Here is a 12,888-nt window from a genome sequence, read left to right as displayed (position 1 = left end):
GTCGTCGTAAACAAAAAGGTGCCGCGCCCTGGAAGGGGCACGGCACCTTTTGTGTTGGAGTCTATTCCGGAACCACCAGGGCGGGGGTGTCCCGCTTCAGGGTTTCACCGCGGAAGAAGCCGGGGTGGGTGCGGGACATGACCAGCATGACGACGGCGCCCAGGGCCAGGATGCCGACGCCCAGGATGAACACCAGGCCCACGCCGAAGACTTCCGAACCGCTGCCGAATTCCGGGGCCAGGCTGTCCATGGCGGTCTGGAAGAACACCACGAACAGGCCCACGCCACCCACCACCGGGCACACCAGCCGGAACAGGAAGTGGCGTGCGCTGTTGAAGAGGCTGTGGCGGAAGTACCAGGTGCAGGCGAGTGCGGTCAGGCCGTAGTAGAAGCAGATCATCAGGCCCAGGGCCAGGATGGTGTCGTTCAGGACGTTCTCGCTGACCACGTGCATTACGGCGTAGAACCCCGCGGAGATGATGCCGGCCGCGATAGTGGCGAAGCCCGGCGTCGCGAACTTCCTGCTGATCCGGCTGAACGGCTCCGGCAGTGCACCGTAGTGCGCCATGGCCAGCAGGCTCCGGGACGGTGACATGAACGTGGACTGCAGGGATGCAGCCGAGCTGGAGAGCACGGCGAGGGACATCAGGATGGCGAAGGGGCCCATGATGGGGGAGGCCAGCGCGGTGAAGATGTTCTCATGGTTCTCCGCGTTGTTCAGGCCGTTGCCGGTATCTCCGACGCCGGCGAACATCATGGTGGCGATGCTGACCAGAAGGTAGATGGCAAGGACGATGACGGCGGTCAGGGTGCCTGCCACGCCGGCGGTCTTCTTGCCGTTGGCAGTTTCCTCATTGACGGTGAGGCAGACGTCCCAGCCCCAGTACACGAAGATGGACAGGGAGATGCCGGCGGCAACCTGGCCGAACGTCTCGATCTTGGTGACGTCGAACCAGTCCCAGCTGAACGGGATGGCCGTCTCCGACGTGGACCAGTTGGCAAACGCCATGACCACGAACAGGCCCAGGACCAGCAGCTGGAAGCCCACCAGGCTGTACTGCACCAATTTGGTGGTGTGCAGCCCGCGGTAGCTGACCCAGACGGCCAGCGCCACGAAGACGAAGCAGGTGATGACGTTCAGGGCTTTGTTGTCGGCCAGGTCGGCCAGCTCAGGTGAGCCGGTGAGCTGGGACAGGAAAAGGTAGAAGAAGTCGACGGCGACGCCGGCGAGGTTGGACAGCACGATGATGTTGGCCGCCAGCAGGCCCCAGCCGCCCATCCAGCCGATCCACGGCCCGAAGGCCTTGGTCACCCAGGTGAAGGTGGTGCCGCTGTCCGGGGAGTCGGCGTTGAGCTCCCGGTAGGCGAGCGAGACCAGGATCATGGGGATGAACCCGATCAGGAAGATGACGGGCAGCTGGAGTCCGGCTTCGTTGACGGTGGGTCCAAGTGCGCTGGTGAGGGTGTAGGCGGGGGCAATAGTCGAAATGCCCAGGACGACGACGGCCAGGAGGCCGAGCTGCCCGCCTTTGAGTCCTTTGGCGCTAACGCCGTCTACGGAGGGGGCGTGGACGTGCGGACCGGGTTTGGCCGTACTGGTGCGGATTGTCTCTGTCATGGCACCACTTTCTGGAAGGCTGTGAGACGGGGGTCACTATATGAATGGCGTTCATTTAGTATGGGGGTGCCCGGCGTGTGATGCAAGACGCAATATGAATCACGTTCGTTTGTGACTCCTTTTCGAAATTAGTAAGCTCACTGATAAATCGCCCGAAGCCCTGCCACCGCACTCTCCGTGGCTGGTAGCGTCTGGCGTATTGGACCACTTGAGGAGGATGCATGAAAGCTTCACCCACACTGACCAACAACCTGCAGGCTGTCCTTGCGGACCTGATCGAGCTCCACGTCCAGGGCAAGCAGGCGCACTGGAACATCGTGGGCACCAACTTCCGCGACCTCCACCTGCAGTTGGACGAGATCGTGGACGCCGCCCGCCAGTTCGCCGACGATACCGCTGAGCGGATGCGCGCCCTGCATGCGCTTCCGGACGGCCGCAGCTCCACTGTCGCCGAAACCACCAGCCTGGCCCAGTTCCCGGAAGGGCTGATCAGCACCGAGGATGCCATCGAGCGGATCGTCGCCGCCATGGAAGCTGCCGTGGGCACCATGCGCAAGGTCCATGACGAAGTGGACGAGGAGGACCCAACCTCCGCGGACCTCCTGCACGAGTTCATCGCAAGGCTGGAGCAGTTCGCCTGGATGGTGCAGGCGGAGAACATGAAGCCCACTGCCAAGGTCACGGCTGCCGACTCAAAGTAGCGGGTATTTCACGGGGCGCTCGGCGCTGAGGCATTCCTCCTCAGTGCCGGGCGCTTTTGCATGCCCGGCCGTCCGTTTCTGGACTCCCGTGGGCGTCCGCTACGCCGCTTTTGGCACTTTGCGAAGCACGACGGCGGCGAGGACTGCCGCCGCCGCCATCAGTACCAGCCCAATTGCCGCGGTCACGTGCACACCCGAGTCGAACGCTGCTGCGGCGGCATCCAGGACCATTCCACCGAGCGATGCGGGCAGGAGGTTGGCCGCCTCCACGGCGCCCGCCAGTGTCTCCCCGGCGTTGTGCAGGGTGGGCCCGGGCAGTATGCCCTCCAGCCCCGCGGGCAGCCGAAGGTTCTGCTGGTAGGAGGCGGTCAGGATGGATCCCAGGACGGCTGTCCCCAGCAGCGAACCCACCTCATAGCCCGTCTCGGAAATTGCCGCGGCCGCCCCCGACTTGGCCGGCGGGGCGGCACCCAGGATGAGGTCGTTGGAGATGGTCTCCGCCGTGCCCACGCCCAGCGCCAGCACCAGGAGGGCTGCCAGCAGCAGCGAAGGGCCGCCGTCGTGGTCTCCGAACGTCACCATGCTGTAGCCAGCGGCGCTGAACGCCAGCCCGGCAGCCACCACGTACCCGGGCCGGACCTTGCGGACCAGCGGCACCACCACCAGGCCGGCCACCACCGTGGCCGCCAGTGCGGGGACCATGGCAACGCCTGCCGCGGAGGGACTCATTCCTTCGAGGAGCTGCAGGTGCTGGGCAAGGAACAGGATGAACCCGTTGAAGGAAAACAGTGCCAGGATGTTGGCGCTGATGGCCATGCTGAAGACCCTGTTGCGGAACAGGGACATGTCCAGCAGTGGATGCTCCAGGCGCAGCTGGCGCTGCACGAACATCACTCCCATGGCCAGGCCAAAGGCGATCGCGCCCAGTCCTGCTGCCTCCGGCCCCTCCGTGGCAACGGCCTTGATGCCGTACACCACGGGCACCATGACCAGCATGGAGAGCAGGATGCTGGGGATGTCCACCTTTCCCGGTGCGGGATCCTTCGACTCCGGGATCAGGGCCGGCCCCAATACCAGCAGCGGAACCATCAGGGGCACCGCTGCCAGGAAGACTGCGCCCCACCAGTAGTGCTCCACCAGCCAGCCGCCGACAATGGGCCCCAGGGCCGCACCGCCGCAGAACCCCGCAGCCCAGATGGCGACGGCGAGCCTCCGGCGGTTGGGCTCCGGAAAGATGTTGCGGATCAGCGACAGTGTGGACGGCATCAGCATGGCCCCGAAGAAGCCCAGGGCCGCGCGGCCGGCGATCAGCCACTGCGGCGTTGGGGCAAAGGCGGTCGCGGCAGAGACGGCGGCGAAGCCAATGCTGCCGACAACCAGGAGCCGCCGCCGGCCAATCCGGTCGCCCAGGCTTCCCATGGATACCAGCAGGCCGGCCAGCACCAGGGGATAGGCGTCCACAATCCACAGCAGCTGCACGCCGGACGGCTCCAGCGCGCGGGCGATGGCCGGCAGTGCAAATGTCAGCGCCGTATTGTCCACGGCCACCAGCAGTACGGGAAACATCAGCAGCCCCAGCGCCAGCCAATCGCGCCACGGCTGCCGCGGGGCGTTCTTGTCCGTGCGTGCGGGCACAGGGCTGGTGGAAGTCGTCATGAAATAACTATACCGTCCAGACGGTATAGTTTGAAACTCCTGCCGGTTCCGCCTTCCCGCCCGGGGAAGGGCATGATGGGAGGCATGCCCCGGAAGCCTGTAGCCCGCGACGCGGTCCTTGATGCCTTCGAATCCCTGCTGATCGAAGTGGGGGAGCGCGCCGCCACCCTTGACGCAGTCGCCCGGAAGGCCGGCGTGTCCAAGGGCGGCCTGCTCTACCACTTTCCCAACAAGGAAGCGCTCATTGCCGTACTGCTGGACCGGCTGGAGGGCCTGGCCCGGGAGGATGCCGATGCCATGGCCTCGGCCGGCGAAGGTGCCGCCGCGTACTTCATCCGTTCCTCGGTGTGGGCCGACACTCCACTGGACCGGGCCATCGTTGCCGCCACCAGGCTTGCCGAGGTGGCGCATGAGGAGACGCGGCGCCGGTTCGCGGCCATCCAGCAGCGCTGGCTGGACGAGATTGCCGCGGATGTTGGTCCGGGACTGGCGAAGGCGGTCCTCTATATGGGCGACGGCCTGTACTTCAACGCCATGCTGTCAGTGGCGCCTGCGCCGGCGGGGGGAGCGGCCGCTGACGTGGAGGAACTCCTTGCTGCCCTGGAGCGGCTCCGCCGGTAGGATTTGCCATTTGCCGGGAGGGGCGGGGCGTAGGACAATGGAGAGTTGTGAGGGCTGCCACCGGCCGTCATGACCCAACAAATGAATAGCCTTTGATCTGCGGCGGGAGAGTTCTGCCGAAAGTACAGGCAGGCGCCGTAGGAGCAAATCCTCCCCAGGAATCTCGCAGGCCCCTGTACCGCCGCGGCGAGGCGCCTCTGGAAAGCAGCAGGCAGTTGCCCTTCCTCCCTTGGGGAGCCGAAGAACTGTTGTGCTCACCGACGGTGCAAGCGGATCCTGCCAGGCAGGCACCGCGGAAACTCTCAGGTCCAATACAGAGCGGGGAGGAACCCGAATAGCTGTGGCGTACCCTGCGCCGCCTGAGTAAATGGAGTTCCTTCGTGCCGGTTACCCCAGCCTCCACCACCTTCGTAGACCGCCATATCGGTGCGCGCCGCCAGGCCGACGTCGACACCATGCTCAAAGCCGTGGGCTACGACACCCTCGACTCCCTGGTGGACACGGCCGTTCCCAAGGTCATCCGCCAGGAAACCGCCCTCCGGCTTCAGGACGCCCTCAGCGAGGTCGAGGTCCTCACGGAGCTGCGGAAGCTTGCCGGGAAGAACAAGACCGCCGTCCAGCTGATCGGCCAAGGGTACTACGACACGGTCACACCGCCTGTGATCCGCCGCAACATCCTTGAATCCCCGGCCTGGTACACCGCCTACACCCCGTACCAGCCGGAGATTTCCCAGGGCCGGCTCGAGGCCCTGCTGAACTTCCAGACCATGGTCCAGGACCTGGTTGGCCTGCCCATCGCCAACGCCTCGCTGCTGGATGAAGCAACCGCCGTCGCCGAAGCCGTCCTGCTGATGCGCCGCGCCAACAAAGCCAAGCCCGCTGCGGACGGCAAGACCGTCCTGGACATCGACGTCCTGCCGCAGACCATCGCCATCGTCAAGGGCCGCGCCGAGGCGCTGGGTTTCGAGGTTGAAGTGGCAGACCTGTCCCAGGGCCTGCCCGAGGGCGACATCAACGGCATCGTGCTCCAGCAGCCCGGCGCCTCCGGCCGGGTATGGGACCAGTCCGCCGTGATCGCCAACGCCAAGGAACGCGGCGCCCTGGTCACCGTCGCCGCCGACCTGCTGGCCCTGACCCTAATCACCCCTCCCGGTGAGCAGGGCGCGGACATTGCCGTCGGCTCCGCCCAGCGCTTTGGTGTCCCGCTGTTCTTCGGCGGCCCGCACGCCGCCTACATGGCTGTCCGCAAGGGGCTGGAGCGCTCGCTGCCCGGCCGCCTGGTTGGCGTCTCCAAGGACGACGCCGGTGTTCCCGCCTACCGCCTGGCGCTGCAAACGCGAGAGCAGCACATCCGCCGTGAAAAGGCCACGTCCAACATCTGCACCGCGCAGGCGCTGCTGGCCATCGTCGCTTCCATGTACGCCGTGTACCACGGCCCGGACGGGCTGAAGGCGATCGCCGCAACCGCCCACGGCCATGCCCGCACCCTCGCGGCCTCGCTTGCCGCTGCCGGCGTGGAGGTCCTGCATGCGAGCTTCTTCGACACCCTGACGGTCCGCGTCCCCGGGCGCGCCGCCGGCATCGTCGCCGACGCTGAAGCGCGCGGCATCAACCTGCGCAGCATCGACGCGGACACCATCGGCATCTCCCTGGATGAAACCACGACGCCGGCCATCGTCGCCCAGGTTGCCGACATCTTCGGGGCCACCGTTGCTGGAGATGCCGTTGCCGGCGGCGGGGGATTCGGGCTGGAGGCCGCCGTCGAGCGTTCCTCCGACTATCTGCAGCATCCGGTGTTCAACACGCACCGGTCCGAAACGCAGCTGCTGCGTTATATCCGGAAGCTCTCGGACCGGGACCTGGCGCTGGACCGGACCATGATCCCGCTGGGTTCCTGCACCATGAAGCTGAACGCCACCGCCGAGATGGAAGCCATCTCCTGGCCGGAGTTCGCCTCCATCCACCCGTTCGCCCCGGACTCCCAGACCGAAGGCTGGCGCGAACTGATCGCGGACCTGGAAGCGGACCTCACCGCCATCACCGGCTACGACCAGGTCTCGATCCAGCCCAACGCCGGGTCCCAGGGCGAATTGGCGGGGCTGCTGGCGATCCGCGGTTACCACCACTCCCGCGGCGAGCAGCAGCGCAATGTCTGCCTGATCCCGGCCTCGGCCCACGGCACGAATGCTGCTTCCGCGGTGTTGGCCGGCATGAAGGTGGTCGTCGTGGCTACTGCGTCCGACGGCACCATCGACCACGCTGACCTGGAAGCCAAGATCGAGGCCAACAAGGACGCCCTGTCCTGCATCATGATCACCTACCCCTCCACCCACGGCGTCTACGACGGCGACGTCCGCGAAGTCTGCGACGCAGTCCACGCCGCCGGCGGACAGGTCTACATCGACGGTGCCAACCTCAACGCGCTCGTTGGGCTGGCGCAGCCCGGCAAGTTCGGCGGCGACGTGTCCCACCTGAACCTGCACAAGACCTTCTGCATCCCGCACGGCGGCGGCGGCCCCGGCGTGGGCCCGGTCGCAGCCAAGGCACACCTGGCACCGTTCATGCCCGGCGACGCCACCACCTGGAATGCCGGCACCGGAGCCACCGACGTGCCGATTTCCGCCTCCCGGTTCGGTTCGGCCGGCGTGCTGCCGATCTCCTGGGCGTACGTGAAGCTGATGGGCGGCGAGGGCCTGACCGAGGCCACCAAGTCCGCACTGCTGGCTGCCAACTACGTCGCCTCGCGGCTGAACGAGTACTTCCCGGTCCTCTACACCGGTGAAGGCGGCCTCGTTGCCCACGAGTGCATCCTGGACCTGCGCGAGCTCACGGCGAAGACCGGTGTGACCGCCGAGGACGTGGCCAAGCGGCTGATCGACTTCGGCTTCCACGCCCCCACCCTGGCGTTCCCTGTGGCCGGCACCCTGATGGTGGAGCCCACCGAGTCCGAGGACCTGGCCGAGATCGATCGCTTCATCGAGGCCATGATCACCATCCGCAAGGAAATTGACCAGGTGGCCAACGGCGACTTTGCCGTTGCAGACTCACCGCTGCGCCGCGCACCCCACACGGCAGCCGCCGTCGTCAGCTCCGACTGGGACCGCGCCTACACCCGCGAGCAGGCCGCCTTCCCCGCCCACCACAAGCAGGACAAGTACTTCCCGCCGGTGGGCCGCATCGACGGCGCGGCAGGGGACCGGAACCTGATCTGCTCCTGCCCGCCGCTCTCCGAGTTCGAGAACTGAGGCCTGCCACCATGACCGAGAAATACACAGCGTTGTACGACGAGCACAAGAAGCTGGGCGCGTCCTTCACCGATTTTGGCGGCTGGCAGATGCCGCTGAAGTACAGCTCCGAACTGGCAGAACACCACGCGGTCCGCAAGGCTGCCGGCCTGTTCGACCTCTCCCACATGGGCGAGGTCTGGGTGACCGGCCCGGACGCTGCCGCGTTCCTGGACTACGCCCTGGTGGGGAAAATCTCTGCCATGGCCGTGGGCAAGGCCAAGTACTCCCTGATTTGCAATGAAGACGGCGGGATCATCGACGACCTCATCACCTACCGGCGTCCCGCCGCGCAGGATGGCACCGACGTCTTCCTGGTGGTGCCCAATGCCGGCAATGCCGCCGTGGTGGCTGCAGCACTGCAGGAGCGTGCCGCAGGATTCGATGTGGTGGTGGATGATGCCTCGGCCCGCACCTCCCTGGTAGCGGTGCAGGGGCCCAAGGCCCAGGAACTCCTGCTGCGCCTGGTTCCGGCCGCCCAGCATTCCCTGGTGAGCGAACTGAAGTACTACGCCGCCGTCGAGGTTCCCTTCCTGGTGGGCGGCACAGGCAAGGAACTCCTGCTGGCCCGTACCGGATACACCGGTGAGGACGGGTTCGAGATCTTCGTGGACAACCACGATGCCGCCGCGCTGTGGCAGGCACTGATCGCCATCGCCGACGACGGGGAACTGGTTCCGGCCGGCCTCGCCTCCCGCGACTCCCTCCGCCTCGAGGCGGGGATGCCCCTGTACGGCAACGAACTGTCGCTGCAGGGCGACCCGTTCGCCGCTGGCCTTGGTCCCGTCGTCGCACTCTCCAAGGAAGGCGACTTCGTGGGCAAAGCCGCCCTGGCAGCCAAGAAGGAGGCCGGCGCCGGCAGCACCTCCGGCCGCCGCCTCGTGGGGCTCAAAGGCCAGGGCCGCCGCGCCGGCCGCGCGCACTATCCCGTCCTCAAGGACGGCGCCACCGTCGGCGAAGTCACCTCCGGCCAGCCCTCGCCCACCCTCGGCTACCCGATCGCCATGGCCTACGTCGACGTCGAATACTCGGCACCCGGCACGGCCCTGGAAATTGATCTCCGCGGCAAGGCAGAACCGTTCGAAGTCGTCGACCTCCCGTTCTACAAGCGGGTCAAGTAGGGCGCCTCGCGGTGGTCCGTGGCTGGCTTTGGGACCACCGGACCGGACATTTTCACGCGTGCGTTGGGCCCACGCCGTCAGGGTTCCCTGGCCGAGCTTGCGAGGTTAGGGAGACGGTGGGGAGCACGCTTTCGAAAAGTCCGGCTCCGCCGGCCCCTCCTGCGGAGGTTTCAGTTGTGCGAGGAGTTGGCCAGCGGCCAGGGCTGAGGAAGTAGGCGGACAAGGTGCGTGAACTTCCCTTGGGCGGCCGAATCTATGCCCGGTGCATCGTTTCCTGCCGCCGCGTCGCTTTGGTGACGTCCGTTGGCGACTGGGCGGGTTCCGGAGCCGTGCGTCTAAGGGAGCGTCACGTCCGCTTAGCGGGCGTCTACGCGACCGAGCACGCGGAGGAATTCGGCCAGGTGCATCCAACCCGGCCACCCCAACCGAACCAGATTCTTAGTTAGGAACCAGCATGGCTGTTGGCGTTTTTGATCTTTTTTCGATCGGTATTGGCCCGTCGTCGTCTCATACTGTGGGGCCGATGCGGGCTGCTGCTGTTTTTGCGGAGGAGTTGGTGGGGGCCGGGGTGTTGGGTGCTGTGGCTTCGTTGCGGGTGGATTTGTATGGGTCCCTGGCGGCGACGGGGCATGGCCACGGGACGATGACGGCGATCCTGTTGGGGTTGGAGGGGTTTCATCCTGAGCTGATCCTGCCGGATGAGGTGGAGGAGCGGCTGGCGTCGATCGCGGAGACCGGGATGTTGAACCTGGCTGCCGTGGTGGAGGGTTCCGGTGGCGGGGTGGCGTTGCCGTACGGGGTGGGCGATATGGTGCTGCGCCCGTTGACGGTGCTGCCGCGGCACACGAACGGGATGACCTTCACCGTGGCGGATGCGGGCGGGGAGGTCCTGCATGCGGCGACGTTCTTCTCGGTCGGTGGCGGGTTCATCGTCCGTGAGGGTGAGGAGGACGCGGCGCAGCAGGAACTGGACGCGTCCAAGGAGGAGTTGCCGTTGCCGTTCCGGACCGCGGCGGAGCTGCTGGAGCACTGCCTGAACACCGGGTTGGGCATCGCGGACGTGATGCTCCTCAATGAGAAGGCCTCCCGGGATGAGGGGGAGATCCGGGCGGGCCTGCTGCATATCTGGTCCGTGATGGAAAACTGCGTGGCCACCTCGTTGAAGCGGGACGGGGTGCTGCCGGGCGGGTTGAAGGTCCGCCGCCGGGCCCCGGACTGGTACGAACGGCTGAAAAAGGAATGCGCCGACGGCCGGGAGGAGGACCAGGACGCGGCGTGGGACGCGGGCCCGCACGATGCCCGGTATTGGCAGGAGTGGGTTAACTTGGTGGCGTTGGCGGTGAACGAGGAGAACGCTTCCGGCGGCCGGGTGGTCACCGCGCCCACGAACGGGGCGGCCGGGATCATCCCTGCGGTGCTGTATTACGCGCTGCACTTCGCCCCCGGCATGGACACCGCCACGCAACAGGACCGGGACGGTGTGGTGGTGCGGTTCCTGCTGGCCGCCGGCGCCGTCGGGGTGCTCTACAAGGAACAGGCCTCGATCTCCGGGGCCGAGGTCGGCTGCCAGGGCGAGGTGGGGTCCGCGTCCTCGATGGCCGCCGCCGGCCTGGCCGAGGTCATGGGCGGCACCCCGGCCCAGGTGGAGAACGCGGCCGAGATCGCGATGGAACACAACCTGGGCCTGACCTGCGACCCGATCGGCGGGCTGGTCCAGGTCCCCTGCATCGAACGGAACGCGATCGCCGCCGCCAAAGCGATCAACGCCGCGAAAATGGCGCTCTGGGGCGACGGCACCCACCGGGTCTCCCTCGACGAAGTCATCATCACCATGCGCGAAACCGGCAAAGACATGAGCGACAAATACAAAGAAACCGCCATGGGCGGCCTCGCCGTCAACGTCGTCGAATGCTGACACCCGGCTACAGCCCGGAGTGGAAGAAGCCGGAGTGGAAGAACAGGCTGACGGATGCAGCCGGTGTTCGCCCCGCGGCTAGTTGTGCGCTGCCGCCCACCAGTTCAGGCTCGCGGCGAACACCAGCCATGAGATGTAGGGGAGCAGGAGCAGCCCGGCGGTGCGGCTAATGGGACCGAAATACAAAACCGTGAAGGCGACGGCGGCGATCAGGGCAAGGATGATCGCCAGACCCAGCCACAGGGCTGCCGTGCCGAGGGCGGGGTACAGGGCAAAAAATGCAGGGGTCCAGGCGAGGTTAAGGACCAGCTGGAGGACATAGACCGTCATGGCCGGCCGGGTCCGGTTGGTCCGTTTCCGCCAGACCAGCCAGGCAGCGACAGCCATCGCCGTGTAGAGGACAGTCCAGACCGGACCGAACACGCCGTTCGGCGGGGACCAGGGAGCCTTGTCCGCCGTGGCATACCAGCCGGTGACATTGGCCGCCGACGCCAGCCCGCCCAACGCCGCCACAACCAGGGACGCCACCAGGAACCCGATAAGCGCAGCGACCTGAACCCCGGCGCTGTACGGCTGCCTGCCGGTGCCCGCAGGAGCGGCTGTCTCTTCCCCATCCGGCCTCATACCCCCACCCTTGTTGAACGCCCCAAGCCCCGTCAAGACGGCGTCCAGCAGCGTGAGACGGGCCATTCCGACCGGGTCGGGGAAAGGCCGGGAGCGCATCAGGCTTTAGACTTGAGGCTGCATGTCCGCACGCATCCAGAAGTACCGAAACCGCGCACAAACCCGATTGGACACGGCCCCCTTGCGAGAATTCACCGCACGTTTTGCCACAGCCGAGGAAATTGAGAACTGGGACAAGCACGTCACGGCCAACCCGAACGGCGGCAACATGCTGCAGTCGGCCGCCTACGCATCAGTCAAGAACGGCAGTGGCTGGAAAGTCCGGTTCCTGGTGATGGAAGGCGGCGGAAACCCCAGCTACAACCTGGTGCTGGAAAAGCGCTTCCCTGTCCTGGGACGGCTTTGGTACCTCATCAAGGGTCCTGACCTGGCGGACGCTGCGGACCTGCGGCCCGCCCTCGAAGCGTGCGCGGCTTTCGTCCGCAGCAGCAAACTGAACGTCTTCACCATCAAGGTGGAGCCGGACATCGTCGACTCCGCGGACGCGCAGCGGGAACTGCAGGCGGCCAAGCTGGTCAAAGCCCCCAACATCCAGTCCAACGACTCCACCGCCCTGCTGGACATCTCCGGCACTGGGGAGGAAGTGTTTAAAGCCATCTCCTCCCGCGCCAGAAATGCAGTCCGGCGCGCTGAGAAGGAGGGCTGCCAGGTGGTCCGGCAGGAGCAGGGACCCGAAACTTACCGGGCGCTGTACGACCTGATGGCCAACACCGTCAACGCCAAGGGTTCCATGCCCCTGCGCAGCTACGACTACTACGCACAGTTCTGGGACGAGTTCTGCAACCGCGGCCAGGGCAACTTCTTCTTCACGTATGAGGACGGGAAGCCCAGCGTGGGCGCCTTCGTCATCAACTACGGTGCCAAGGCCACCTACAAGGACGGTGGTTCCACCCAGAACCGCAAGCAGTACGGGGATTCGCACCTGGTGCAGTGGACTGCCATTAAACGGATGCAGGAACTCGGCTGCACGGAATACGACTTCTGCGGGACGCCGCCGGCTGCACGCATCAAGGACAAAACCCACAACCTTTACGGCATGGGGATGTTCAAAACCAGCTTCACCAAGACGGTGACCGACTTTGTGGGCTGCCATGACTACGTGCTGTCCCCGCTCCGGCACCGGCTGTGGGTCAACGGCGGAGAAAAGGTGCTCCGCAGGATCGAAACCGCACGCACCGGCCAACAGTTCTACTGAGCTGCAGCCGGCAGGGCTGCAAATCCAGCGCAGCCAAGCCGGGCAAGCCGGCCCTGCCGCGAACACAGCCAGCCTAAACATCCTCCGCCTAAC

9 protein-coding genes and 1 riboswitch are annotated in these 12,888 nt (G+C 66.1%); of the genes, 6 read left to right on the top strand and 3 right to left on the bottom strand.

Features of this window, described 5'->3' with window-relative positions:
* Positions 1–61: 61 nt before the first annotated feature.
* Positions 62–1,618: an APC family permease gene (locus tag FBY30_RS02495; RefSeq protein WP_142131095.1), complete on the bottom strand. Its 1,557-nt coding sequence runs from the start codon at positions 1,616–1,618 to the stop codon at positions 62–64.
* Between the two features lie 221 nt (positions 1,619–1,839).
* Between FBY30_RS02495 and FBY30_RS02490 the strand changes: the two genes are divergently transcribed.
* Complete coding sequence (locus tag FBY30_RS02490; RefSeq protein WP_142131093.1) at positions 1,840–2,319, top strand: Dps family protein; 480 nt, start codon at positions 1,840–1,842, stop codon at positions 2,317–2,319.
* A gap of 99 nt (positions 2,320–2,418) precedes the next feature.
* On the opposite strand, the gene FBY30_RS02485 is transcribed toward FBY30_RS02490, so the two are convergent.
* Entirely contained in the window at positions 2,419–3,975 is a 1,557-nt protein-coding gene (locus tag FBY30_RS02485) for an MFS transporter (RefSeq protein ID WP_142131091.1), read from the bottom strand.
* Between the two features lie 84 nt (positions 3,976–4,059).
* Between FBY30_RS02485 and FBY30_RS02480 the strand changes: the two genes are divergently transcribed.
* From FBY30_RS02480 to FBY30_RS02465, 4 genes are all read left to right on the top strand, one after another.
* Entirely contained in the window at positions 4,060–4,596 is a 537-nt protein-coding gene (locus FBY30_RS02480) for a TetR/AcrR family transcriptional regulator (protein ID WP_142131089.1), read from the top strand.
* A 93-nt stretch (positions 4,597–4,689) separates the two neighbouring features.
* A riboswitch (glycine riboswitch) is annotated at positions 4,690–4,787 on the top strand.
* A 189-nt stretch (positions 4,788–4,976) separates the two neighbouring features.
* A complete protein-coding gene (gene gcvP / locus FBY30_RS02475; protein ID WP_142131088.1) occupies positions 4,977–7,841 on the top strand; it encodes an aminomethyl-transferring glycine dehydrogenase in 2,865 nt (954 codons plus the stop codon).
* Positions 7,842–7,852: 11 nt separating this feature from the next.
* Entirely contained in the window at positions 7,853–9,001 is a 1,149-nt protein-coding gene (gcvT, locus tag FBY30_RS02470; protein WP_142131086.1) for a glycine cleavage system aminomethyltransferase GcvT, read from the top strand.
* A gap of 454 nt (positions 9,002–9,455) precedes the next feature.
* Positions 9,456–10,916, top strand: coding sequence for an L-serine ammonia-lyase (locus FBY30_RS02465; RefSeq protein WP_142131084.1), 1,461 nt, complete (start codon positions 9,456–9,458; stop codon positions 10,914–10,916).
* A gap of 78 nt (positions 10,917–10,994) precedes the next feature.
* Here FBY30_RS02465 and FBY30_RS02460 read toward each other — a convergent pair whose 3' ends face one another.
* Entirely contained in the window at positions 10,995–11,540 is a 546-nt protein-coding gene (locus tag FBY30_RS02460; RefSeq protein ID WP_142131082.1) for a TspO/MBR family protein, read from the bottom strand.
* Positions 11,541–11,661: 121 nt separating this feature from the next.
* Between FBY30_RS02460 and FBY30_RS02455 the strand changes: the two genes are divergently transcribed.
* Positions 11,662–12,795 (top strand): lipid II:glycine glycyltransferase FemX, encoded by a 1,134-nt coding sequence (locus FBY30_RS02455; RefSeq protein WP_142131080.1) that lies wholly within the window; start codon positions 11,662–11,664, stop codon positions 12,793–12,795.
* The last annotated feature ends 93 nt before the right edge of the window (positions 12,796–12,888 follow it).

The organism is Arthrobacter sp. SLBN-83, from assembly GCF_006715285.1.
Taxonomy (GTDB): Bacteria; Actinomycetota; Actinomycetes; order Actinomycetales; family Micrococcaceae; genus Arthrobacter.
This window is presented reverse-complemented; position numbering and strand designations above follow the sequence as displayed.